The organism is Streptomyces sp. NPDC037401 (assembly GCF_055602345.1).
In genome coordinates this window covers 49,856-72,803 of sequence record NZ_JBVJWO010000040.1, presented here as the reverse complement: position 1 = coordinate 72,803, position 22,948 = coordinate 49,856, and the positions used below count along the sequence as shown (strand labels likewise).

Here is a 22,948-nt window from a genome sequence, read left to right as displayed (position 1 = left end):
CCCCCCCCCCCCCCCCCCCCCCCCCCCCCCCCCCCCCCCCCCCCCCCCCCCCCCCCCCCCCCCCCCCCCCCCCCCCCCCCCCCCCCCCCCCGCCGGCGTGGGCTACGGCTTGTACTGGTTGTTCTGCGTCAGGGAGTTGTGCACGGCCATCGACGAGTAGGAGCTCCGGTCGCTCCTGGCCTGCTGCGTACGGGCCTGCTCGATGAGCAAGCCGTCGACGCTGTCCGTACGCCGCTTCCCGCGGCGCAGCACGACCGTCACCATCCAGACCGCCGCCAGGGCCATCAGGCCCAGAAACACACCGAGCTCGAGCACGACGTTCCCTCCCCCCGTTCGAGAACCGGATCCCGACTCTACCTGCGGGAAATCGGGCGGGTGAATCCCTGCGGCTGCCGGTAGGTTGATGCGATGCGTCTGACGAAATTTGGCCATGCCTGCGTCCGTCTCGAGGACGGCGACCAGGTGCTCGTGATCGACCCGGGCACCTGGTCGGAGGTGGAGTCGCTGGCCGGTGCCACCTCCGTGCTCATCACTCACGAACACGACGATCACATAGACGTCGACAAGCTCAAGGCGGCCCGGGCCGCCAACCCTGCGCTGACCGTGCACACCCATGCCGCCCTGGCCGCAAGCCTCGGTGACGGAGTGACGGGTGTGAACCCGGGTGACACCTTCACCGCGGCCGGGTTCACCGTGCGTGCCGTCGGCGGCGAGCACGCGGAGATCATCGACGGACTGCCCGGGTGCCCCAACATCGGGTTCATCGTGGACGGCGTCTACCACCCCGGCGACTCGCTGTTCGTACCCGCCGAAAAGGTCGACACGCTGCTGCTTCCGGCGGCCGGTCCGTGGCTGAAGCACCGCGATGCGATCGAGCTCGTCCGGGCGATCCGGCCGGCGCGTACGTTCCCCATCCACGACGCCCACCTGAGCGCTCTCGGCATGGACAACTTCGACCGGTGGCTGGAGGGGCAGGGCGGGACCGACTACGCCCGCATCCCGGAGGGAGGGTCGGTCGACCTTCCCCGTCCCTGAGGAGCCGCAGCCCGTCACCGGGTCGGCGCACCCGGCGGTCCTGCCCCCCCCCCGGCGTGTTTCTTTTTAACCGGCGGATAAATTCGGCCGGGGCGCGCTCCGGGTGCTACGTGCCGGAGGCCGGGCGGTAGGCGCAGACGTTCACGCCGGCGGGGCTCGTGACCGTGGAGACCAGTTCGAGCGTGCGCAGGCCGCCGCCGTCGGGGAAGATCGTCTTGCCGCCGCCGAGGAGTACCGGCATGACGATGAGGGTCAGTTCGTCGGCCAGGCCCTCGCTCAGGAGGGTGCGGACGAGGGTGGGGCTGCCCATGACGGCGAGGTTGCCGGTGCCGGTGTCGCGCAGCTCGCGGATCCGGGCGACGGCCGTGCCGCCGTCGATGCGGGTGGTGTTGTTCCACGTCAGTTCGTCGTCGGCGAGGGTCTGGGTCACGACGTACTTGCGGATGGAGTTCATCCGGTCGGCGAACGGCTCGCCGGCTCGCCCGGGCCATGCGCCGGCCATCGTCTGCCACGTACGCCGTCCGAAGAGGAGGGCGTCGGCGCCGTCGAGCGTGTCGGTGAAGGCGCCGCCGACCACCTCGGGGTCGAAGAAGGGGTGGGACCAGCCGCCGTTGGCGAAGCCGCCGTCGGTGTCCTCTTCCGCGCCGCCGGGTGCCTGTACGACGCCGTCCAGGCTCATGAACTCGCTGATGACGATGCGCATGGGGATCGTTCCTCTTTCTTCCTGCGGGTTTACGGAAGGTAGACCCCCGGCCCGCCGGAAACTCATCGGACCGACGCGGTCCGAATGGGTGATCCCGGGTCGTGCGGCGCTGTCGGCCGAGCGCGGCGGTTGCCTCAGGCCAGGGCCAGGGCGGCGACCACGGGGGCCGCGTAGATCAGGGGGAAGGGGATGTGGGCGTAGGAGCGGGCGCGGGCGACGGTGATCACGGCTCCGGTGAAGTAGAGGACCAGGCCGCCGGCGGCGAGGACGCCGATGACCGGGAGGAAGAGGCCGGCCAGGAGGCCGAGGGCGCCGGCGGCCTTGGCTGCGCCGAGCCAGGTCCACCAGGTGCGGGGGACGCCGTACGCGGCGAGGGGCTCGATCACCCAGGGGGCGCGCAGGAAGACGGATGCGGCGGAGAAGCCCGCCATCACGGCGGCCAGGACGGTCACGACGACGTAAGCGGTGGACATCGGAGGCACTCCTCGGCGGGTCGGGTCGGGGCTGGGGTTCGGGGCCCTTCGGTGGGTCCTTCACCTTCACTGCACTGACCCACGGGGGGCGGGGAGTGTGACGGGGAGGGGGGGTTCCTTTCGGATTCCTGCTCAGTCGCCCGCCGTCTGCGGCGGAATGTGGAACCACGTGGCGGGCGAGGGCCCGGCCAGGTGCGGCCGGTCCTCGGACAGCTGCCAGCGGCCCTGGGGCGTGCGGGTGAAGGTGAGGGTGTGGGGGAGCTCGTACTCCTCGAACTCCGGGGCGTCCGGGGAGGTCGTGCCGTGCGCCAGCCGGGTGTGCTCGGTGACGTCGAGGGTCGCGGTGTCCCCTTCCGCGGTGGCCTTGCTGGGGGTCAGGGTGACCTCGGCGCGGGAGTAGCCGCCGTTGACCGCGCGCAGGCTCCGTCCGTGCGCGGCAAGGGCGGAGAATTCCCCGGTGAGCTTGCCGGCCAGGGCCGGGGTGACCCCGGCGGTCGCGCCCGCCGGGGCGCCGGTGTCGGTGACCGCGTCCGCGCGCTGCTGGAGGTACGCGTTCCCGATCCGGACCAGCGCGCGGGTGTCCTCGGCGGACAGCGGGGCGCCGTCGGTGTTCCCGCCGGTGCCGAGGAGGACGGCGCCGGCGGCCGCGAGGGCGGTGGCGCCCAGGGCACAGGCGATCGTTTTGCGGTTCATCGTGTTCCTCCGGCCGTTCGGGTGATCTGATCATGAGCACGCCCGGACGGGTCCGGCCGGTTGCAGGGAGGCCCGTACGGCCGGTGGCGCTCAGCGGGTGCGGCGGTACCTGTTCGCGATCAGGGAGATCGTGAGCATGGCGGTCAGGACGCCCACGGCCAGCGTCAGGGTGCCGGCCTCACCGCCGCTCATCGCCCAGCCGTTGCCGACCAGGAGGGCGGTGCCGGCGGTGCGGGCGAGTACGGCGTATCCGCGGCTGCCGGTGCGGCCGAAGTGACGGGCCAGGACGTAGCACGCGGCGATCAGCGAGAGGAAGGTGACCGAGCCGGCGGCGAAGTGGGCGTAGCTGTGCCAGGTGAGCGTGGCGGGCGGCCCGTAGGGGGTGCCTGCGGGGAAGCCTTCGGCGGGGTCCATGACGAACAGTCCCGCTGCGGTCATCCCGATGCCTGCGACCCGTACGAGCCGCGGTGCCCAGGTGCTGCCGGGGGTGCCGGCCAGGGCTCGGCGCAGGCCGGTCGCGCCGACGGCGAGGAGGATTCCGGCGACCAGGAAGTTGGCGATCTGGAGCCAGCCGAGGGAGCCGTTGCTCAGGGCGCTCAGCGGGTGGCGGGTGATGTCGAAGCCTTCCCGGGTGGCGGCCTGGGTCAGGGAGACGAGCGCCCACAGGGGAGACGCCACGACCAGGCAGGTGAGCAGGGAGCGGGTGGCGCTCCGGGCCGGGGCGCCGGGCGCGGCCGAGACGGTGGTGCTGCTGCGGTCGTCGACGGTGCTCATGGGGGTGTCCTCCGGGTTCGGCATGTCGGTTTCTCACCGGCACGTCGAACGGGTGATGTGACAGGGAATGCGGCCCGTTTCCTGTCACATCTCCTTCTTCGACGTGGTGGCAGACACAGGCACACGGCACGGCACGGACGTGCACGACGAGAAGAGGGATCCGCATGCGCTACCTGATGACCACCAGGCCTTCCGACGCCGCCCCCGACGAGAAGCTGTACGTAGAGATGGGCAAGTTCATCGAGGAGCTGACGGCCTCGGGCGTGCTGCTCGCGACCGGCGGACTCGAGCCGCACGGTGTCCTGGTGAGCTCCGCCGGCGACGCGATCACGGTGACGGACGGGCCGTTCGCCGAGGCCAAGGAGGCCGTCGCCGGCTTCGCGCTGATCGAGGTCCGGTCCAGGGAAGAGGCGATCGAGCTGGCCCGCCGCTTCCGCAGGATCGTCGGGGACGGGGAGAGCGTGGTCCAGCAGGTCTACGGCCCCTGACCCGTCGGCCTCCCCCGCCTCCCGGACGGCCGGGACAGGTGCCCCGGCTTGCAGGCGGGCCGGGGCACCTGCTGTGATCGTGCCCGTGCCGGACATCCATCGCACCATCGACGCGGTCTGGAAACTCGAATCGGCCAGGATCGTCGCCGGGCTGACCCGGATGGTGCGGGACGTCGGCCTCGCCGAGGAACTGGCGCAGGACGCCCTCGTCGCCGCGCTCGAGCAGTGGCCCGGGTCGGGCATACCCGACAACCCTGCAGCGTGGCTGACCACCACCGCCAAGCGGCGGGCCGTCGACCACATACGGCGCTCCGAGCGGCTGACGCGCAAACAGGAGCAGCTCGCGCACGAGCTCGAACCGCAGCAGGGCCCGGAACGGCAGAACGCCGAACAGGAGGACGTCCTGCGGCTGATGCTCGTCTCCTGCCATCCCGCGCTGACGACCGAGGCCCGGGCCGCTCTGACGCTCCGGCTGCTCGGCGGCCTGACGACCGAGGAGATCGCGCGGGCCTTCCTCGTCACCGGGACGGTGATCACTCAGCGCCTCGCCAGGGCCAAGCAGGTACTGGCCGCACAGCGCGTCCCGCTCGACCTGCCGGACGGACCGGCGCTGGCCGAGCGGCTCTCCTCCGTGCTGGAGGTCATCTACCTGATCTTCAACGAGGGATACTCCGCGACCTCCGGCGACGATCTGATGCGGCCCGGGCTCTGCCTCGAGGCACTGCGACTGGGCCGGCTGCTGGCCGAGGCCGCGCCTCGGGAGGCCGAGGTGCACGCGCTGGTCGCGCTGATGGAGATCCAGGCCTCGCGCTCGGCCGCGCGCACCGGGCCGACGGGCGAGCCGGTCCAGTTGCACGAGCAGAACAGGGGGCGCTGGGACCAGCTGCTCATCCGCCGCGGCTTCACAGCGATGCTGCGGGCCCGGGAAGCCGGCGGACCTCCCGGCCCGTACCTCCTGCAGGCGGCGATCGCCGTGTGCCACGCACAGGCACGTACTGCCGAGGAGACCGACTGGGCGCAGATCGCGGAGCTGTACGGCGCGTTGGTGCGGCTGCTTCCGACGCCGGTCGTCCAGCTCAACCGCGCGGTGGCGCTCGGGATGGCGTACGGACCGCAGGCGGGACTCGACCTCGCCGACTCGCTCACGGTCGATCCGGCCCTGCGCGACTACCACCTCCTGCCCGGCGTGAGGGGGGACCTGCTCGCCCGCCTCGGCCGGCACCAGGAGGCGCGGCTGGAGTTCCACCGGGCCGCGTCGCTCGCGAAGAACGCCTCCGAGCGCGCCTTTCTGCACCGCCGTGCGGAGGAGATCGCCGTCACCGGCGCGCCCGTTGCCGTACTCGGGCAGGCCGCACAGGAGTTCCTGAGCCGGGACGATCTGGGCGCCGGGACGATCCGCGCGTACGAACAGACCCTCCGCCGTCTGTGCCTCGCCCTCGGCGGGCAGATGCCGCTGGCCGCCCTGACGGCCGGCCAGGTGGCGCGGGTGTTCGCGACCGCATGGGGCGGGACGGCGGCCGGCACCTGGAACCGGCACCGCTCGGCCGTGCGGTCCTTCGGCACCTGGGCGTCGCTGGGCGACCTCGCGGCGGAGCTGGAGCGGCGCACCGGGACCGGCTCCCGGGCACAGGCGCGGGCACTGGGCCCCGCGCAGCTGGACGCTCTCTGGAACCACCCGGACCTGCCCCTGCGGGAACGGACGCTGTGGCGGCTGCTGCACGAGTCGTCCGCCGGTGCGACGGCGGTCCTGTCGCTGAACGTCGAGGACCTGGACCTGGACGACCGCAGGGCCGTCACGGGCCGCACCCGGGTGGGCTGGCGTTCCGGAACCGCCCGGCTCCTGCCCCGGCTGCTGGCCGGCCGGACCCGGGGCCCGCTCTTCCTCTCCGACCGGCGGCCCGGACCCGCCCGCACACCCGCACAGGCGGACCTGTGCCCGGAGACGGGCCGGCGGCGCCTGTCCTACGAACGGGCCGAGTACCTGTTCAAGGAGACCACGAGGTCCCTGGACCCGGCACGCAACGGCTACACCCTCCGCCAGCTCAAAGCCCCGGGCCGGTTGCCTTCGGCCTGAACCTGCCGGTCCGGCCCGGCGGCTGGGAGCCGCCGGGCCGGAGGGCGAACGGGGTGTGTCAGTCGACGAGCTGGCGCTCGCGGGCCGGGCGCTGGGCGGCGGGCCGGGGGGCGATGTGGTTGAGCTTCTCGCCCTCGACGTCGACGTTGGGGAGCAGCCGGTCGAGCCACCTGGGCAGCCACCAGGCCGCCTTGCCCAGCACGGCGAACAGGGCCGGGATGATGGCCATGCGGACGACGAACGCGTCGAAGAGGATGGCGCTCGCCAGGCCGAAGCCGATCATCTGGATCATGTCGTTCGGGTCCAGGATGAAGCCGGAGAACACGCTGATCATGATGACGGCGGCGGCGGTGACCACGCGGCCGCTGTAGCGGAAGCCGGTGACGACGGCCTCGTCCGGGCCGGCGCCGTGGACGTACGCCTCGCGCATCCGGGAGACGAGGAAGACCTCGTAGTCCATGGCGAGGCCGAAGACGATGCCGATCATGAAGATCGGCATGGTGCTCATGATCGGGCCGGGCTGGTCGATGCCGAAGACGTCCTGGAGCCAGCCCCACTGGAAGACGGCGACGACGGCGCCGAGTGCGGCGCTCACCGACAGGAGGAAGCCGAGGGCCGCCTTCAGCGGGACGAGCAGCGAGCGGAAGACCAGGACCAGCAGGATGAAGGCCAGGCCGACGACGAGGCCGAGGTAGGGCAGCAGGGCGTCGTCGAGGGTCTTGGAGAAGTCGATGAGCATGGCGGTCTGGCCGGTGATGAGGACCTCGCCGCCGGTCTGGGCTTCGAGGCCGCCGGCGAGGCCGCGCAGGGCGTGGACCAGGTCCTCGGTCTTGACGTCGGCGGGGCCGGTGGTGGGGATGACGTTGAGGATGGCGGTGTCGCCGGCCTCGTTGACGGTGGCCGGGGAGACGGAGGCGACGCCGTTCTCCTTGGCGAGGGCCTTGCCGACGGTCTCGCCGGCGGCCTTCGCGTCCTTCGCTTCGACGGTGATCATCAGCGGGCCGTTGAACCCGGCGCCGAAGGACTCCGACAGCATGTCGTAGGCCTTGCGCTGGGTGGTGTCCGTCGCCATCTGGCCCTCGCCGGGCAGGCCGAGCTCGAGGCTCGTGGCCGGTACGGCGATGGCGCCGAGGCCGACGACGCCGACGAGGAGCACGGCGACGGGGTGGCGCAGGACGAAACGCGCCCAGCGGGAGCCGAGGTTGGGCTTGCGTGCGGCGTCCTTGGCGGCGCGTGCGGCGTTCTTGGCTGCGTTCTTGGCGGCCTTGCGCTCCTGGCGGGCGGAGAGCGGCTTGGTGCGGAAGGCCGCGCGGTCACGGCGGCGGAGCACCTTGACGGGGGCGAAGCCGAGCAGCGCGGGAACGAGCGTGATGGCGATGAGCACGGCGACCGCGACGGTGCCGGAGGCGGCCAGGCCCATCTTGGTGAGCATCGGGATGTTCACGACGGAGAGGCCGGCGAGGGCGACGATGACGGTGAGGCCGGCGAAGACGACGGCGGAGCCGGCGGTGCCGACGGCGCGCCCGGCGGCTTCCTCGCGGTCGCGGCCCTCCATCATCTCCGAGCGGTAGCGGGAGACGATGAACAGGGCGTAGTCGATGCCGACGGCGAGACCGAGCATCATCGCCAGCGTCGAGGTGGTGGTGGACAGGCCGAGGGTGGAGCCGAGCGCGGTGATGCCGGAGATGCCGACTGCGACGCCGATGAGGGCGGTGAGCAGGGGCATGCCGGCGGCGATCACGGAGCCGAAGGTGAGGACGAGGACGATCGCGGAGATGAGGATGCCGATGCCTTCGGCGGAACCGCCCACCTCGGCCTCGATCTTGACGGCGTCACCGCCGGCCTCGACGGTCAGGCCCTTGCCGCGGGCCTTCTCTGTGATCTTGTCGAAGGCCTCGTGGGCCTCGTCGCTGACCTCGGGGCCGGGGACCTTGTAGGTGACGACCGCGTAGGCCGTGGTGCCGTCCTTGCTGACGGTCTTGGCCTGGTACGGGTCGGCGGCCGCGACGACCTGAGGCGCCTTGGACAGTTCGGCGACGAGCGCGCCGACGTCGGCCTTGGGTCCGGCGTCGGAGATCTTCTGGCCCTTGGGGGCGCGGATGACGACGCGGGCGCTGGCGCTGTCGGCGCCGGCGGCGGGGAACTTCTCGGCGAGGAGGTCGAAGGCCTTCTGGGACTCGGTGCCCGGCATGGAGAAGGTGTCTGCGGGGGGTGGTGGCGCGGACGACGCCGCGACACCGACGCCGCCGAAGATCAACACCCACAGGAGGGCCATCAGGCCCCGGCGCCGGAAGGCCAGGCGGCCCAGTTTGTACAGGAAGGTAGCCACGGCGAGTGGACTCCCATCGGATCGGCAGAACGGGCAGGACCCGAAGAATATAACAAACCGCTTGGCCGGTTTGGTTAGCGTGGATGCATTCACGCCACACCAGGCGGCCGAACGCCCGCGGCCCCCCTCGCCGGGGGCTGCGGGGCGTTCGGTACGAGACGATGCTCCGGTCCTGGTCAGCGCCTTGCGGCGGGTCGCCGAGCCGGGCCGCCGGGCCGTTGGGCACCCGCTCGAACCCGTAGCCGAAAATGTCCGGAGACGGCTCTACCAGACCTCCGGCGCCTGTCCGGCGCAGCTGTGTTCAGGCGCCGGTCCGGGGAAGGGCGTACGGCGTACGGGGCGGCTGACGGGCCCTCAGGAGGCAGCGGCGCCGGCGGGCATGCCCTCGGCGAGGGTCGCGGCGACGCGGTCGATGTGGTCGGCGATGTAGAAGTGGCCGCCGGAGAAGACCTCCACGGCGAAGTCGCCGGTGGTGTGCTCCCGCCACGTCTGCGCCTCGGGGACCGTCACCATCGGGTCGCTGTCCCCGAGCAGGACGGTCATCGCGGTGGCGAGCGGCTCGCCACCGCTCCAGCGGTAGGTGCCGAGGGCCCGGTAGTCGCCGCGCAGCGCCGGCAGCACCATCTCCTGGATGTCGGGGTTGTCGAGCATGGCCTGGTCCATGCCGCCCAGCCTGCGCACGTCGGCCAGCAATTCGGAGTCGTCGTACAGGTGGTACGGGACGTGGGGCCGGTAGTCCGGCGCGCCCCGGCCGGAGAGGAACAGCCGCTCGGGCGCGGGGTGTCCGTCCCGGGCGAGCAGGCGGGCCGTCTCGTACGCGACGAGCGAGCCCATGCTGTGGCCGAACAGGGCGTACGGCCGTCCGGGGTCCGCGGACAGTTCGCGGGCCAGCTCCTCGGCCACTGCCCCGACGAGCGAGCTCAGAGCGGTGAACGGCGCTTCGCGGTAGCGGTCCTGACGCCCCGGATACTGCACGGACACCACGTCGAAGTCGGCGGGCAGCGTACGCGCCAGCTGTGTGTAGGCCGTCGCGGAGCCCCCCGCGTGCGGGAAGCAGACGAGCCGCGGCCCCTGTCCCGCGGCGGTGGTGAAGCGCCGGAACCACGTGCTGTTCACTGTTGGTGTGTCCCTTCGTCTGTGCCGGCCGGTCGGTCCGCGGCCGTGGTCGTGGTCGGACCGGTGGGCCGTCGGTCTGCGGCCCGCAGCGGCGGCGGGACCGGCCGGGCCGGTCCCGCCCCGCTCCTCACGAGGCCTCCGACCAGGCCGTGTAGCGGGACGGCGTCGGAGCCGCCGAGTACAGGTCGAACGTCGACCCGCGGCGCGGCCCCGCCACCACGTCCAGCGCCGGATCCACCGTCAGCATCGCCTGGTGCAGGCGCTGCAGCTGCGGGGACGGCTCCACGCCCAGTTCGTCGATCAGGCGGTTGCGCAGCTTGCGGTAGACGTCCAGGGCCGTGGCCTGGCGGCCGGAACGGTACAGCGCGACCATGGCCTGGGAGTGCAGTCCCTCGTGCTGCGGGTGCCGGGCGATCAGTTCGGCCAGCTCGGCGATGACCTCGACGTGGCGGCCCAGGCGCAGGTCCGCGTCGATGCGCCGCTCGACGGTCACGAGCCGGCTCTCCTCGAGGCGCATGACCTCGATCTCGAGGATCGGTCCGACCCGTACGTCGACCAGTGCCGGGCCGTTCCACAGGCCGAGCGCCTTGCGGAGCAGGTCGGCGGCCCGCTCGTCGTCCCCTTCCTCGAATGCGTGCTGTCCGCCCGCCACGAGCGTCTCGTACTCGTGGACGTCGACCGCGGCCGGCGGAATCTGCAGCAGGTAGCCGCCGTGCCGGGTCGCGAGGACGTCCTTGGCACTGCCCGGGACGCCCGGGCCCATGGCCGTGCCCAGCCGCCTGCGCAGCTGCAGGATGTACGTCTGCAGTGTCGTGAGCGCGCTCTGTGGAAGGTCGGTACCCCAGATCTCCTCCATGAGGGTCTGTACGGGTATCACCCGCCCCGGAGAGAGCGCGAGCAGCGCCAGGATCTGGCGCGGCTTGCCAGCCGTCGGAACAATCGAGCCCCCGTTGACCTCGGCACTCAACGGACCCAGAACCTGAATCTTCACGGTCTCCTCCGTATTTCGTCGAGTTCCCATCGATTTACAGCCTTCGACTCCGGCACGGTAGCTGGATCCAGTACGGCGCCCGCGCATTCTCGAGCAGGTGTTGAGCCACCCTCCGTCCCACATGGTTGCACGTTGAAAACAAGCTGGTAGATTCCACTCTGGGATTATCACCGGCACCTTATTCTTTTCCCGCCGGTCTTCGTGCCTTTTCCGCAGTTCCCGCAGGGTCGGGCCGCCGGGAGGAGGAACCATGGATTTCGGCGCACACGGCGCCCGGGGCGTGGACGGCGACACCGAGGTGGACTTCCGCGTGCTGGGCCCGGTGGAGGTGTTCGACCGGCATGCGGGGGCGTACATCGCGCCCGCCGGTTCGAAGCAGCGGGCCCTGCTCGGCGCCCTGGTGGTGCGGGCGGGACACGTGCTGTCCGCCGAGCGGCTCATCCACGAACTGTGGGGCGACCGGCCGCCCGTGAGCGCGGCCAATGCGCTGCAGGCCCACGTGGCCCGGCTGCGCCGGCTGCTGCAGGGCGGGGCCCCGGACGCGGGCGGGCAGGAGTGGATCTCCACCCGCTCGACGGGCTACCTGCTGCGGCCGGGCCGGGCCACCACCGACGCCCAGCGCTTCCACCGGCTGTCCGCGGAGGGCCGGGCCGCGCTCGGCTCCGACCCCGTGCACGCGGCCGAGCTGCTGCGCGGGGCGATCGCCCTGTGGCGCGGCCCGGCGCTGGAGGGGAGCACGCACGGGCCCATCTGCACGGTGGAGGCGGACCGGCTGGAGGAGCTGCGGCTGATCACGCTGGAGACGCTGTACGACGCGAATCTGCGCAGCGGCCGGCACGCCGAGGTGGTCCGGGAGCTGGAGCGGCTGACGGCCAGTCACCCGATGCGCGAGCGGCTCTACGACCTCCAGATGCTGGCCCTGTACCGGTGCGGCCGGCAGTCGGAGGCGCTGGGCGTGTACGAGCGTGCCCGCCGGCGGCTGGTGAACGAGCTCGGCGTCGAGCCCGGCCCGGCCCTGCGCGAGCGGATGGAGGCGATCCTGCACCACGCGCCGTCCCTCGCGGTGGCCAGGCCCGCGCCGCCCCTCGCGGTCGCCCGGCCCGCGGCGCCCGTCCCGGGTCTCCCGGGCCTTCCCCCCGGCTCGCCGGCCCCCGAGGCGGCGCTGCGCGAACTCGGCCGGGAGATCGCCCGTCTCGGCGACCGGATCGAGTCGCTCAGCCGGGAGCAGGACGAGCTGATCCGGCGTTTCAACCTGCTGGCCCCGGCCGCCGCCCCGGTGGCGGACGGTCAGTTCGTCTGACGCCCGCCCGCACGCCGCATCCGGCGCCGCATCCGAGCTCCGCCCGTACGTACGCGAAGACCCCCTGCCGGCGACTGCGGCAGGGGGTCCGGTGCGCCGGCTCAGGCGAGGCACTGCGGGGGGCGGCCGTGGTACACGGCCATCTCCCGGAAGAGGGCTCCGACGTCCAGCGGCGACCCCTCGGGCAGGCCCTGTTCCTCGGCGTATCCGCGGTGGAGGTTGGGCAGCAGGCGCTCGCTGTCGAGCAGCCCGGCGTACGGGCCGAGGTCGGTGGCGCGGGCGAGCTCGAGCGGGGTCGCTCCGGCCGCGGCGCCGTCCTTGGCCAGGCGTTGGATCCAGCGCAGGTAGGCCGCGTTGGCGTCGAGGAGCTCGGGGCCGCCGACCGGCCCGTGACCGGGGACGATCGTCGTGGCGCCGAGGGCGCGCAGCTCCTCCAGGGCGCGCAGGGAGCCCGCCACGGACCCCATGACGCAGAACGGCGTGACGCCGTTCATGACGAGGTCGCCGGTGAACAGCACGCGCTGGTCGGGCAGCCAGACGATCGTGTCGTCGGTGGTGTGGGCCGCGGGGCCGATGTGGACGAGCTCGGCCCGGAGGGCGCCCACGTGGAGCGTCGTGCGGTCCCGGAAGGTCAGTTCGGGCGGGGTGATCTCGATGTCGCCCCAGCAGACGTCCGGCCACAGCCCGGCCATGTGCAGCCCTGCCGCCCGGACCATGTCCCGGGTCCGCTCGTGGCCGATGGTCAGGGCTTCGGGGAAGACGAAGTTGCCGTAGGTGTGGTCGCCGTGGAAGTGCGTGTTGACCACGGCACGCGGCGGGCGCGGTGCCAGGCGCAGGGCGGCCCGGCGCAGCTGCCGGGCGCGGCTTTCGGTGGCGGCGGTGTCGACGAGCGCGCTGTGGCCGCCGTCGGTGAGGATGCCGGCGTTGTTCAGGCACCAGCCGCCTTCGGGCTGGACGTACGCGTGGACGCCCCCGGCCACCTCGGTGACGGTGGCGGCGGCCGGCGCCGTGGTGGTCGTGGCGTGCACGGGAGACCTCTTTCTGTTCACGGCGGGACCGCGGACGGGCCCTTTGTCGATGCGCGGGCCGAATTCTCCGGAACTACGCCGCCGGATCGACCGATTTCCCGTTTGTTTCCCGCCGATTTCCGGATTTCGGCGCATGCCGGATAACTGGTCTCCAGCTTATTTGTTGCGCATTCCGGTCGGCCTTCGAGCGGTTTTCCGTAAAGGATCGTTCGCGCCGCGAGGCGGTCAGACTCCGGCGGGTTCGGGCAGAACCAGTCGGCGCGGTGCGGCGCGCCCCCACGGGAATCCGTGGTGCAGGTGGACGGCCGGCGGCCGTGCCTCGTCGACTTCGACCGCGACCGCCGCCAGCACCTCGGGCACCGGCTCGACCTCGAGGAAGCGCCAGCGTGCCGCGGAGTCGTCGGCGGGCGGCCGGAAGGCGAGGACGCCCCGGTCTTCGGCCAGGGTGAAGACGAAGGAGTCGAAGGGCAGGCCGAGCCCGAGCCCGCGGGCCTTGGAGTACGCCTCCTTCAGTGTCCACAGGCGCAGGGCGCGCCGGTTGCGGGGCCGGCCGGGGGCGGCGCTGGCGATCCAGTGCTGCTCCTCGGGGGAGAACGTCGCGATGATGTTCTCCAGGCCGCGCTCGCCGCGGTCGAGGCGTTCGACGTCGACTCCGATGCGCAGGCCCCGGGAGACGCCGAGCAGGTTGTACGCGTTGGCGTGCGAGAGGTTGAAGTCCAGCGTGTCCGCGCCGCGCGGCAGGCCGCCGGCGGGCGTCTGGAGGAACGGCCGCCCGCGCGAGGAGCGCCAGATGACCGCCTCGGCCTCGGGGATGCCGGTCTCCAGGGCCAGTACCCGGCGCACCAGGGCGTGGGCGACGAGGTACTGGCGCCGGTCGCGTTCGAAGAGGAAGCGGCCGGCGACCTCCTGCTCGTTCTCGTCCAGCCAGTACGAGGCGAGGGTGGCGGCGATCCCGGGCGCGAGGTCCTCGTTGGGGCAGAACCACAGGTTGACCGGGGCGGGTTCGTTCTCCCCCGGCGCCGCCGGGTCGAAAGGCATGGTGGTCATGCCTGGCCCTCCTCGCCGCCCAGCCACAGCGGGACGCGCAGGAATGCGGATGCGGGCAGCGGCACGGCCACGGACGCGGCCCCGCGGGCCGGTTCCAGGGCGGTCCAGTCGACGTCGAGCCCGGACAGCCACAGGCCGCGGAGCTGGTGCAGGTGCCCGGCCTGCCAGAGCGCGGCGAGGTACCCGTCGGTCTCCGGTACGCCGCCCAGTGCCAGCGGGTCGGCGCCGCCGTCCCGCAGGTCGGCGCAGGGGGCGCCGTCCCGTACGAACCGCTCCAGGGCGCGTACCAGTTCGCCGGTGTCACCGACGACGGCCGCGAAGCGGCAGTCCATGGCGGCCCGGCCGGTGCGCAGGGCACGGGCGAGCGCCGCGAGCGGGGGTACGGGGCCCGGTCCGCCGAGCAGCTCGGCGAACCGCCGTGCGGTGGCGGCCAGATGGGCGGGGGTGGGAGCGGACAGGACGAACAGCTCGCCGGACGCGGGAGCCGGGTCGCGGCCCGGCTCGGTGGCGGGCACGTACTCCTCCAGGACCACGTGCGCGTCCGCGCCGCCGGCGCCGCTCACCCCGACGCAGATGCGGCGGGGTGTGTCCTTCCCGCCTTCCTCGCCCGCCCAGGGCTGTGCCTCGGCGCGGCCCGGCCCGGGGGCCAGGGTCCGGTGGCGCAGCTGGAGCACGGCCCGGGTCAGGGCGGCGGCGCCGGTCGCGGGGCCGGCGTCGCCGACGAGCGCGCGTACGGATCCGGCGTCCTCCCGGACGGCGACGGCCGACGCGTCCACTCCGGCGGCGCGCAGGGCCTCGCGCAGACCGCGGTCCGCGGGGGCGTCGGCGGCCGGGCCGGGCGCGGCCGGGTCCGCGGGCCGGGTACCGCCGGCGGCGCAGGCCTCGCGCAGGGACCTGGCGGCCCGCGCGGCGGCGTGCGTTCGGGCGCCGGCGGTGCGGGACCTGCGGCCGGGTCCGGCCGTCGAGGGGTCGGGGGCGGTGTGGCCGACGGCGCTGCCGCGGACGACGCAGTGGACGCTGTCGCCGTCGGCGAGGGCCCGGGCCAGGGGCTTGAGCAGGAGCGCGCCGACTCCTTCGCCCGCGCCGGGGTGCCGGCTGGAGGGGTGCAGCAGCAGCCGGACGCCGCCGACGAGCGCGGCGGCGCACTCGCCGCGGTGCAGGGCGGCGACGGCGAGGTGGAGCGCGACGAGCACGGACGACTCGGCGGTGTCGACGGCCTGGCTCGGGCCGGTGAGGCCGAGCAGGGCCGAGAGCCGGTTGGGCAGGCTCCACTGGCCGCGCCGGGGCATCGTCAGGGGCTGTTCGCGCCGCCAGGTCCGGGCCGCGAGCAGCACGTAGTCGCCGGTCCCGGCGCCGGTGAAGACGCCGACGCTGCGCGGGGTGCCGTCGGGGGCGGTCAGGGCGTCCAGGCGGCCGCCGGTGCAGCCGGCGTCCTCGAGGGCCTCCCATGCGGTCTCCAGGAACAGCCGCTCCTGGGGGTCGATCAGGGCGGCCTCGTGTGCGTCGATCCCGAAGAACTCCGGGTCGAAGTCCTGTACGCGCTCCAGGTAGTGGCCGCGCTCGTCGCCGGGGCGGCCGGACGGCGGCCGGGAGGCGCTGTCGTGCCCGCCGCGCGCCAGCCGCCAGAAGGAGGCGAGGTCGGGTGCGCCCGGGTAGCGGCCGGCCATTCCGACCACGGCGACGGGGCCGGCGTCCGGGGCGGCGGGGGCGGGGAGCGTGGCGGGGGCTGCGGGCGCGGGGTCCGCGCCGCGGCCGGCGGCCGGGCGTGCTGCCGCGGGGTGCTGCTCGTGCGCGTCCTGCTCCGGCCAGACGTCCGGCAACCGGAAGACCACGGGGTCCGGGCCGCTCCCGGGGCGGGGGCCGGCGGCGCCGGCGGCGCCGGTCAGCAGCTCGGCCACCTGGGCCCGGTCCAGATGGCCGTTCTTGAACCGGGTCAGGACTTCCTTCTCGTCCATCTGGACGTGCTCCTTCTCAGGGTGGAAACAGCGTCAGCCGCGTCGGGCGAGCAGCACGAGTGCCTCGTCCACGGTGAGCCGGTCGTCGGCGATCGCGTCGAGCAGGACGTCGAGGTCGCCGCCCGGGAGCGGACGTGCGGCAGGGGCGGGAGCGGTCGAGGGGGCGGGGGCGGGGGGCGCCTGCCGGGCGGCCGGGCGGAACTGCGGCTGCGGCTGCGGCTGCGGCGGCTGGGGAGCGGGGCTCCCGGCGGCGGCCGCGGCAGGGGCGAGGTCCTGGGCGGCGCCGCCCGTGCGCGCCGCGACGTAGGCGGCCATGGCGGCGAGGTTGGGGTGCTCGTACAGCAGTACCGAGCGCTCCTGGAGACCGAAGGTGCGGTTGACGACCGCGATGAACTCCGCGCCCACGATGGAGTCGACGCCCAGCACGTTGAACGCGGCGGTGGGGTTGATGTCCCAGGGGTCGCAGCTCAGGATGCCCGCGAGCTGTTCGCGCAGCACCTCCGCGATCCGGGTCGCCGCGGCGGCCGCCGGCACCTGCCGCGCGGGGGCGGCGTGCGGGTCGGGACCCGGGGACGGCACCGGGAAGGCGGGGGCGAAGGCGGCGGCCGGCGACGGTGCGGAGGCGGGGGCGGAGACGGCAGCCGTGCTGCTCGCCGCCCGCGCGACCTCGCGCGCGAAGGACGCCGGCGTGGGGAAGTCGTACAGGTCGGTCGCCAGTACCCGCAGTCCGTACCGGGAGTTGACGACGGCGACGAACTCCACGACCAGCAGGGAGTCGAGCCCCATGGACTGGAAGGTCTGCTCGGGGTCGATCTTCTCCGGCTTGACCCGCAGGACGTCGCCGAGCACCCCGATGAGGTCCGTCAGTACGTCCGCAGGACGGTCATTCGTCATCGCAGGCTCCTCCAAGCCGTCGGTGGCACACGGTCACGCCGTGCTGCCCGAGAGCACCGGCCGGGGCCGGTCGTCAGCGGGGTCGTCCAAGGCGTCGCCCACGAGGCCGGGGGCGGGGTCGGTGCCCGGCATCCCGGTCCGGAAGTCCTTCTCCGCGCCCTCGGGCACCAGGCTCGGCAGCAGCAGCGACCACAGCCCGGACACCCGGCGCTGAAGCTCGGCGTGCGGCAGGCCGGCGGCGGACAGCACCTCGATGCCGCAGGACGCGGCGGCGACCAGCGATTCGATGCTCTCCCAGCGGCCCTCGGCGCGGAGTTCGCCCGCGTCCCGGGCCTCGCGCAGCAGCTCGCACACCTGGGCGAGCCAGATCCGCTGGAAGTCGGTGGTGAGCGCGGGGAGTCCGGCGCACTCGGTGGCGAGGCGGAAGCCGGCCGGGATCGCCGGCTCTTCGCGCAGGCTGCGTGCGAGCCAGTGGGTCGTGTCGATCAGGGTCTGGAGCGGGGAGATGCCGGAGGCGCGCCGTGCGCGCACCGCCTCGTGCAGCAGCTCGCTGCCGCGCTGCCGGACCGCTTCTGCCAGTTCGTCCTTGGAGGAGAAGTGGAAGTACAGCGCTCCCTTGGTCACTCCGGCGAATGCGACGATCTCCCCGAGCGTCGCATTGGCGTAGCCGTGGCGGTGGAACATCGCGGCTCCCGCATGCACGAGCTTCCTGCGGGTCCGCTCCGACCTGTCCTGCATCGCCCTGCCTCCTCGGCCCGTGGTCCGGGCGCGCGTCCGGCCCGGTGAGCCGGTCGCAGCCGCGTTCCTTGTCTGGTGCACGGCGGTGTCACGCCACGCGCACGAGCTGCTCGTTGTTCGTCTCCGCCACCGCCGGGGTCTCGGGGCTGGCCATGAGGATCGAGCGCTGCAGCCGGCGCAGGGCGGCCGAGGGCTCGAGGCCGAGTTCGCGCACCAGGGTGGCGCGCAGCCGCTGGTAGACGTCGAGGGCCTCGCCCCGGCGGCCGGAGCGGTGCAGAGCCAGCATGAACTGGCCGTGCAGGTTCTCGTGGGTGCGGTACCGGCTGGCCAGTACGGTCAGTTCGGCGAGCAGCTCGCGGTGCCGCCCGATCCGCATGTCGGCCTCGATGCGCTGGTCGAGCGCGCAGAGCCGGGTTTCCTCGAGGCGCCGGGTCTCCATGTCCAGCTGGATGCCGCCCTGCACGTCGGCGAAGGCGGGTCCGGACCACAGGGAAAGCGCTTCGCGCAGCAGCCGGGCCGCGCCCGGGAAGTCACCCCCGTCCATGGCCCGGTAGCCCATGCCGGCGAGCCGGTCGAACTCGCGGACGTCGCTGGTGCCGCCGCCGCTGTTGAGCAGGTAGCCGCCGGGGAGCGTGACGAGCACGTCCTTGGCGGTGCGCTGTTCCGCGGCGCCCTCGGCGCCCTGGCCGTCGGCCGCGCCCTTTTCCAGGGCGGTGGCGATGAGGGCCCGCAGCTGCAGTACGTAGGTCTGCAGTGTGGTGCGTGCGCTGCGCGGCGGTGCGCCCGCCCACAGTTCTTCGATCAGTGCCGAGACCGGGACGACCTGGTCGGCATGGAGGGCCAGCAGTGCCAGCACCTGTCGCGGCTTGGGGGCCGTCGGCGCGATGGAGACTCCGTGCTCCCGCACCGCCAGTGTGCCCAGTACTTCGATGTCCACGCCTACTCCCCTGTCCGTGGATGAGCCTCCGTCAGTAAAAAACAGGACCGGCGGTTTGTCAATGTGAAACCGACCGACCGTGCTGTTTAATTTTGGGACCCCTCCGTCGGAAACGGCTCTGACCTGCACCGATCTGTTCGGAATGATCTCCACACAACGGAAACCGGACACCCGTCCACCACCTGACCCCCTTCCGGGGCGAGGTCAGACCACGAGTAAACAAACCGGGTGGTCTCCACTTGGCCTCTACTGGTGCCGGGTTCCCGCGGCTTCGAGGCCGGCGAGACGGGCCGCCGGCACGAGCGTCGGCAGCAGCAGCCGCCAGAACCGGGTGACCGTCGACGCCGAGAGCCAGACGGCGTCCCGGCCCCCGAGCACCTCGAGGCCCACGGTCGCAGCCACCACGGCGGTCTCCACGTCCCGCACCGCCACCCCGGGGCGCAACTCGCCCGCCGCCTCGGCCCGCTGCAGCGTCTGCGCGACCCAGGAACCCCAGCGCTCCCTCAGGCGCCCGCGGCGGGGGCGGGACGGTTCGTCGCCCAGCGAGAACCCGGCCCGCAGCACCACGTCGGTGCGCTGCGCACCCGCGAGCCCGTGGGTGACGTCGATCAGGAGCTGGAGATGGCGGCTCGCCCCGGGCGGGGGCGCGCCGTCCGTGACGGCCCACAGCCGGCCCAGCGCCGCCTCCTCGACGGCATCCGCCAGGGCCGCCTTGCTCGCGAAGTGGAAGTGCAGCGCCCCGTTGCTCACCCCGGCCAGCGCACTGATCGAGGCGAGCGACGCGGTCGGGAGGCCCTCGCGGTCGAAGACCTCGGCCGCGGACCGGATCAGGGATTCACGCGTACGCACCGCGCGTTCCTGCTTCGCCATCGACTGCTCCGTCGCTCCGGGGCGGGTCACCCGCGTGCCGGACGGCAGGCCGGAGAGCTGCCCGATCCAGAGGCGACTATAACAAACCGCTCGGGCGGTTTCTCTCTAATGGGCTGGTCACACGCCGAAGGGCGCCGAGCCGTGGGACCCGCACGCCCCACGGCTCGACGCCCTCGCGTCCGCCCCCTCCGCCGAACCGCCGGCCTACGCGTACGCGTAGAAGCCGCGGCCGGACTTCTTGCCCAGCAGGCCGCTCTCGACCATCCGCAGCAGCAGCGGCGGAGGCGTGTACAGCGGCTCCTTGAACTCCTCGTACATGGCCTGCGCGATGGAGACGGTGGTGTCCAGACCGATCAGGTCGGCGAGCCGCAGCGGCCCCATCGGGTGCGAACAGCCCTGCACCATGCCCTGGTCGACGACCTCGGCCGTGGCCAGGCCCGATTCGACCATCCGGATCGCGGAGAGCAGGTACGGGAACAGCAGCGCGTTGACGAGGAAGCCCGCGCGGTCCGGCGAGGCGATGGGCTTCTTGCCGAGGACGTCGCGGACGAAGACCAGCGACCGCTCGGCCACGGCCTCGTCCGTCAGCACGGAGGCGACGACCTCGACGAGCGGCAGCGCCGGGACGGGGTTGAAGAAGTGCAGGCCGAGGACCTGGCCCGGGCGCCCGGTTGCGGCGGCGATCCGGGCGACCGGGATCGAGGACGTGTTGGTCGCCAGGATCGCGTCCGGGTCCTCGACGGTCTTGTCGAGGGTGGCGAACACCTCCAGCTTGAGCTGCTCGTCCTCCTTGACCGCCTCGACCACCAGCTGGCGGTCCGCCAGATCGCCGAGGTCGCGCGTGAAGGAGACCCGGCCGAGCGCCGCGTCGCGCTCCCCGGCGGTCAGCTTGCCCTTGGCGACCCCGCGGTCGAGGGAGGCGGCCAGCCGCTGCGGCGCCGTCACCAGCGACGATTCGGAGAACACCGCGACCTTGACGTTCAGCCCGGCCTTCGCGCACAGTTCCGCGATGCCGGTGCCCATGATGCCGCTGCCGACGACACCCACCCGCTCGATGCCGGCACCGGCTCTCTGCTCGGTCGTGGCCGTGGTCGTGGTCATGTCCGGTCCCCCCAGGTCAGAAGTGATGCGCCGATCGACATGCCCCCGCCGAATCCCGCGAGCAGCACCAGGTCCCCCGGCTTCAGCGCTCCCGTGCGGTTGGCCTCGTCGAGTGCGACGGGCACGGAGGCGCTGCCGACGTTGCCGTACCGGATCAGCGTGCGGTGCGTCTGCGCGGCGCCCAGCCCGGTGCGTTCGACGACCTCGCCGAGCATGACGCCGTTGGCCTGGTGCGGTACGAAGTGGTCGACATCGCCGATGTCCACCCCGGCCTTGTCCGCCAGGGCGAGCAGGGCCGGCGGCACGTGCTCGGCGACGAAGTCCCGTACTCCGCGGCCGTCCATCTTGAAGAAGTGGCCGCCCTCGGCGACGGTCTCGGCCGACGCGGGATTGCGGCTGCCGCCTGCCTCGACGCGGATCAGGTGGTGCGCGTCCCCGCGGCTGGCCAGGTCGGTCGCGATGATCCCGTAGGGCTCCGGCACCGCCCCGACGACCGCGGCGCCGGCGCCGTCGGCGAAGAGGATCGCCGTCTTGCGGTCCGTGAAGTCCAGGATGCGCGAGTACACGTCCGCGCCGATCACCAGCACCCGGGCGTCCGGCCGTACGGTCACCAGGCTGTGGGCCAGCGACAGCGCGTAGACGAAGCCGCTGCAGACGACGTTGATGTCGAAGCAGGCCGCACCGTAGGCGCCGAGCCCGTGCTGCACCAGATGCGAGGTGGGCGGCTGCGGGAAGTCCCCGGTGGAGGTCGAGACGATGATGTAGTCGATCTGCTCCGCGGTCAGCCGCGCCTGCGCCAGGGCCCGTTCGGCGGCCTTCACGGCCAGGTCGGACGTCGCCTCGTGCGGGGCGGCGTAGCGCCGCGACCGGATCTGCGTCTTGCGTTCGATCCACTCGGCGGTGACGCCGACGCGCTCGGCGACTTCCTCGTTGCCCACTTCGTTCTTGGGCAGGTAGGAGCCGGTGGAGAGTATGCCGATCCCCACGTCAGGACACCTTTGCGACGTCGGGGGCGGCGGAGTCGCGCAGCGGGTTGAGCCGCGCCGCCCCGATCTTCTCGCGCAGGGCGGGGTCGGTGACGCCGAGCCCTTCCTCGGGCGCGAGGCAGAGCACGCCGACCTTTCCGGTGTGCCGGTTGAGCTGGACCAGCCGTGCGGCCTCGCCGACCTCCTTCAGCGGGAACACCTCGGAGAGGATCGGCGAGAGGTGTCCCAGCTGGAAGAGGCGGTTGCACTCCGCCTGCTCCTGGAGGTTCGCCGCGTGGCTGCCGATGATCTTCTTGAGGTTCATCCAGAGGTAGCGGTTGTCGAAGTGGTGGTCGTAGCCGGTGCTCGACCCGCAGGTGACGACCACGCCGCCCTTGCGGACGACGAACACCGAGATGCCGAACGTCGCCCGCCCGACGTAGTCGAACACGACGTGCGGGTCCTCGCCGACCTGGCGCCGGATCTCCCGCCCGAGCCGCTTGCCGAGCTCGATGGTCCGCTCCGGGGTGAGCGGGGCGTCCCCGCCCATGCCGATCTCGTTGCGGTTGATCACCACGTCGCAGCCGAGCCGGCGCAGCACCTCGGCCTTGCTCTCGGAGCTGACCACGCCGACGGCGATGCCGCCCGCGTTCTTCACCATCTGCACCGCGAACGCGCCCAGGCCGCCCGTCGCGCCCCAGATGAGCACGATGTCGCCCTGCTTGATCCGCGCGCCGTTGGCACCGACGAGCATGCGGTACGACGTCGCCGCGGTCAGCAGCACGCCCGCCGACTCTTCCCAGGTCAGGTGGGCCGGCTTGGGCAGCAGCTGGCTCGCGCGCACCACGGAGTAGTGGGCGAGCCCACCGAAGTTCGTCTCGTAGCCCCAGATCCGCTGCCCCGTGCCGAGCATCGCGTCGGCGTGCGTCGCCGGCTCCTGCTCGTCGACCTGGACGCAGCTGGCGACGACGTGGTCGCCCACCTTCCAGTGGCGCACCCCGGCCCCGACGCGCACGACGATGCCGGACGCGTCCGACCCCACCACGTGGTGCGGCAGGTCGTGCCGGGCGGCGTATCCGCCTTCCCGGGCATTGCGCTTGAGGAAGGCGAACGTGGGCACCGGCTCGAAGGTCGCCGACCAGACCGTGTTGTAGTTGATGGAACTCGCCATGACGGCGACCACCACCTCGTCCGGAGCGATTTCCGGCATCGGGACGCGGCCGACGTGCAGCGACTTGCGGACGTCCTTGTCCTCGACGCCGTCGAACATTCCGACGTCCGAGGCCAGGATGTGCGCGGCCTCGTATTCCGACGGGAGTTCGTGGCTCCCTATCTCTTCCGGGCCGGCCCCAGCGAGCAGGGCTTCTGTCAAAGAATCCATGATTCCCTTTCCTTTGCAGTGGCCACAGAATCGTGCGACACGGCAGGTCAATGGAG

Annotated in this window: 22 protein-coding genes; 4 read left to right on the top strand and 18 right to left on the bottom strand. The window is 72.8% G+C overall.

All coding sequences use genetic code 11. The features are described from left to right. Positions 1–102 precede the first annotated feature (102 nt). Positions 103–315 (bottom strand): hypothetical protein, encoded by a 213-nt coding sequence (locus ACZ7H1_RS31805; RefSeq protein ID WP_470791323.1) that lies wholly within the window; start codon positions 313–315, stop codon positions 103–105. A 93-nt stretch (positions 316–408) separates the two neighbouring features. Here ACZ7H1_RS31805 and ACZ7H1_RS31800 point away from each other — a divergent pair, with 93 nt between their 5' ends. Then, positions 409–1,035 (top strand): MBL fold metallo-hydrolase, encoded by a 627-nt coding sequence (locus ACZ7H1_RS31800; protein WP_470791321.1) that lies wholly within the window; start codon positions 409–411, stop codon positions 1,033–1,035. Between the two features lie 106 nt (positions 1,036–1,141). On the opposite strand, the gene ACZ7H1_RS31795 is transcribed toward ACZ7H1_RS31800, so the two are convergent. From ACZ7H1_RS31795 to ACZ7H1_RS31780, 4 genes are all read right to left on the bottom strand, one after another. Next, on the bottom strand, positions 1,142–1,738 hold the full coding sequence (locus ACZ7H1_RS31795; protein WP_470791319.1) for a dihydrofolate reductase family protein: 597 nt from the start codon (positions 1,736–1,738) through the stop codon (positions 1,142–1,144). A gap of 134 nt (positions 1,739–1,872) precedes the next feature. Then, on the bottom strand, positions 1,873–2,211 hold the full coding sequence (locus tag ACZ7H1_RS31790) for a DoxX family protein (protein ID WP_470791317.1): 339 nt from the start codon (positions 2,209–2,211) through the stop codon (positions 1,873–1,875). 132 nt (positions 2,212–2,343) lie between these two features. Beyond that, positions 2,344–2,904, bottom strand: coding sequence for a hypothetical protein (locus ACZ7H1_RS31785; protein ID WP_470791315.1), 561 nt, complete (start codon positions 2,902–2,904; stop codon positions 2,344–2,346). Positions 2,905–2,994: 90 nt separating this feature from the next. Further along, positions 2,995–3,678, bottom strand: a complete 684-nt coding sequence (locus tag ACZ7H1_RS31780; protein WP_470791313.1) for a DUF998 domain-containing protein — start codon at positions 3,676–3,678, stop codon at positions 2,995–2,997. 164 nt (positions 3,679–3,842) lie between these two features. On the opposite strand from ACZ7H1_RS31780, the gene ACZ7H1_RS31775 reads away from it, so the two are divergent. Further along, complete coding sequence (locus ACZ7H1_RS31775; protein ID WP_470791311.1) at positions 3,843–4,166, top strand: YciI family protein; 324 nt, start codon at positions 3,843–3,845, stop codon at positions 4,164–4,166. An 85-nt stretch (positions 4,167–4,251) separates the two neighbouring features. Then, on the top strand, positions 4,252–6,240 hold the full coding sequence (locus ACZ7H1_RS31770) for a sigma-70 family RNA polymerase sigma factor (RefSeq protein ID WP_470791309.1): 1,989 nt from the start codon (positions 4,252–4,254) through the stop codon (positions 6,238–6,240). A 58-nt stretch (positions 6,241–6,298) separates the two neighbouring features. Here the strand turns inward: ACZ7H1_RS31770 and ACZ7H1_RS31765 are convergent, their stop codons facing one another. The 3 genes from ACZ7H1_RS31765 to ACZ7H1_RS31755 form a co-directional block, all read right to left on the bottom strand. Continuing rightward, positions 6,299–8,569: an MMPL family transporter gene (locus ACZ7H1_RS31765; protein WP_470791307.1), complete on the bottom strand. Its 2,271-nt coding sequence runs from the start codon at positions 8,567–8,569 to the stop codon at positions 6,299–6,301. Positions 8,570–8,923: 354 nt separating this feature from the next. Next, complete coding sequence (locus tag ACZ7H1_RS31760) at positions 8,924–9,685, bottom strand: thioesterase II family protein (RefSeq protein ID WP_470791306.1); 762 nt, start codon at positions 9,683–9,685, stop codon at positions 8,924–8,926. 127 nt (positions 9,686–9,812) lie between these two features. Then, positions 9,813–10,676, bottom strand: a complete 864-nt coding sequence (locus ACZ7H1_RS31755; RefSeq protein ID WP_470791305.1) for an AfsR/SARP family transcriptional regulator — start codon at positions 10,674–10,676, stop codon at positions 9,813–9,815. A gap of 250 nt (positions 10,677–10,926) precedes the next feature. Between ACZ7H1_RS31755 and ACZ7H1_RS31750 the strand changes: the two genes are divergently transcribed. Next, on the top strand, positions 10,927–11,976 hold the full coding sequence (locus tag ACZ7H1_RS31750; protein ID WP_470791304.1) for an AfsR/SARP family transcriptional regulator: 1,050 nt from the start codon (positions 10,927–10,929) through the stop codon (positions 11,974–11,976). Positions 11,977–12,077: 101 nt separating this feature from the next. Here ACZ7H1_RS31750 and ACZ7H1_RS31745 read toward each other — a convergent pair whose 3' ends face one another. The 10 genes from ACZ7H1_RS31745 to ccrA form a co-directional block, all read right to left on the bottom strand. Further along, on the bottom strand, positions 12,078–13,004 hold the full coding sequence (locus ACZ7H1_RS31745; protein ID WP_470791302.1) for an MBL fold metallo-hydrolase: 927 nt from the start codon (positions 13,002–13,004) through the stop codon (positions 12,078–12,080). A 225-nt stretch (positions 13,005–13,229) separates the two neighbouring features. After that, on the bottom strand, positions 13,230–14,051 hold the full coding sequence (locus ACZ7H1_RS31740; RefSeq protein WP_470791300.1) for a 4'-phosphopantetheinyl transferase family protein: 822 nt from the start codon (positions 14,049–14,051) through the stop codon (positions 13,230–13,232). Further along, entirely contained in the window at positions 14,048–16,006 is a 1,959-nt protein-coding gene (locus ACZ7H1_RS31735; RefSeq protein ID WP_470791298.1) for a polyketide synthase, read from the bottom strand. Before ACZ7H1_RS31735 ends, ACZ7H1_RS31740 begins: the two co-directional genes overlap by 4 nt. 33 nt (positions 16,007–16,039) lie before the next feature. Then, positions 16,040–16,900 (bottom strand): phosphopantetheine-binding protein, encoded by an 861-nt coding sequence (locus ACZ7H1_RS31730; protein WP_470791296.1) that lies wholly within the window; start codon positions 16,898–16,900, stop codon positions 16,040–16,042. Between the two features lie 33 nt (positions 16,901–16,933). After that, complete coding sequence (locus ACZ7H1_RS31725) at positions 16,934–17,638, bottom strand: ScbR family autoregulator-binding transcription factor (protein WP_470791294.1); 705 nt, start codon at positions 17,636–17,638, stop codon at positions 16,934–16,936. A gap of 88 nt (positions 17,639–17,726) precedes the next feature. Beyond that, the gene (locus ACZ7H1_RS31720) at positions 17,727–18,575 is read right to left on the bottom strand and encodes an AfsR/SARP family transcriptional regulator (protein ID WP_470791292.1); all 849 of its coding nucleotides are present in this window, start codon (positions 18,573–18,575) and stop codon (positions 17,727–17,729) included. A 246-nt stretch (positions 18,576–18,821) separates the two neighbouring features. Further along, positions 18,822–19,445 carry a ScbR family autoregulator-binding transcription factor gene (locus ACZ7H1_RS31715; RefSeq protein ID WP_470791290.1) on the bottom strand — a complete coding sequence of 208 codons (624 nt, stop codon included), beginning with the start codon at positions 19,443–19,445 and terminating at the stop codon, positions 18,822–18,824. A 204-nt stretch (positions 19,446–19,649) separates the two neighbouring features. Beyond that, positions 19,650–20,546: a 3-hydroxybutyryl-CoA dehydrogenase gene (locus tag ACZ7H1_RS31710; protein WP_470791289.1), complete on the bottom strand. Its 897-nt coding sequence runs from the start codon at positions 20,544–20,546 to the stop codon at positions 19,650–19,652. Further along, the gene (locus tag ACZ7H1_RS31705) at positions 20,543–21,532 is read right to left on the bottom strand and encodes a 3-oxoacyl-ACP synthase III family protein (protein ID WP_470791287.1); all 990 of its coding nucleotides are present in this window, start codon (positions 21,530–21,532) and stop codon (positions 20,543–20,545) included. The genes ACZ7H1_RS31710 and ACZ7H1_RS31705 overlap by 4 nt, the downstream gene beginning before the upstream one ends. Before the next feature lies 1 nt (position 21,533). Beyond that, complete coding sequence (ccrA, locus tag ACZ7H1_RS31700) at positions 21,534–22,892, bottom strand: crotonyl-CoA carboxylase/reductase (RefSeq protein WP_470791286.1); 1,359 nt, start codon at positions 22,890–22,892, stop codon at positions 21,534–21,536. Between the last annotated feature and the right edge of the window lie 56 nt (positions 22,893–22,948).

Coding starts and splice junctions, on each gene's coding strand:
- ACZ7H1_RS31800 (WP_470791321.1), top strand. CDS start 409: ATGCGTCTGACGAAATTTGGCCATGCCTGCGTCCGTCTCGAGGACGGC.
- ACZ7H1_RS31795 (WP_470791319.1), bottom strand. CDS start 1,738: ATGCGCATCGTCATCAGCGAGTTCATGAGCCTGGACGGCGTCGTACAG.
- ACZ7H1_RS31790 (WP_470791317.1), bottom strand. CDS start 2,211: ATGTCCACCGCTTACGTCGTCGTGACCGTCCTGGCCGCCGTGATGGCG.
- ACZ7H1_RS31785 (WP_470791315.1), bottom strand. CDS start 2,904: ATGAACCGCAAAACGATCGCCTGTGCCCTGGGCGCCACCGCCCTCGCG.
- ACZ7H1_RS31780 (WP_470791313.1), bottom strand. CDS start 3,678: ATGAGCACCGTCGACGACCGCAGCAGCACCACCGTCTCGGCCGCGCCC.
- ACZ7H1_RS31775 (WP_470791311.1), top strand. CDS start 3,843: ATGCGCTACCTGATGACCACCAGGCCTTCCGACGCCGCCCCCGACGAG.
- ACZ7H1_RS31750 (WP_470791304.1), top strand. CDS start 10,927: ATGGATTTCGGCGCACACGGCGCCCGGGGCGTGGACGGCGACACCGAG.
- ACZ7H1_RS31740 (WP_470791300.1), bottom strand. CDS start 14,051: ATGACCACCATGCCTTTCGACCCGGCGGCGCCGGGGGAGAACGAACCC.
- ACZ7H1_RS31735 (WP_470791298.1), bottom strand. CDS start 16,006: ATGGACGAGAAGGAAGTCCTGACCCGGTTCAAGAACGGCCATCTGGAC.
- ACZ7H1_RS31730 (WP_470791296.1), bottom strand. CDS start 16,900: ATGACGAATGACCGTCCTGCGGACGTACTGACGGACCTCATCGGGGTG.
- ACZ7H1_RS31725 (WP_470791294.1), bottom strand. CDS start 17,638: ATGCAGGACAGGTCGGAGCGGACCCGCAGGAAGCTCGTGCATGCGGGA.
- ACZ7H1_RS31715 (WP_470791290.1), bottom strand. CDS start 19,445: ATGGCGAAGCAGGAACGCGCGGTGCGTACGCGTGAATCCCTGATCCGG.
- ACZ7H1_RS31710 (WP_470791289.1), bottom strand. CDS start 20,546: ATGACCACGACCACGGCCACGACCGAGCAGAGAGCCGGTGCCGGCATC.
- ccrA (WP_470791286.1), bottom strand. CDS start 22,892: ATGGATTCTTTGACAGAAGCCCTGCTCGCTGGGGCCGGCCCGGAAGAG.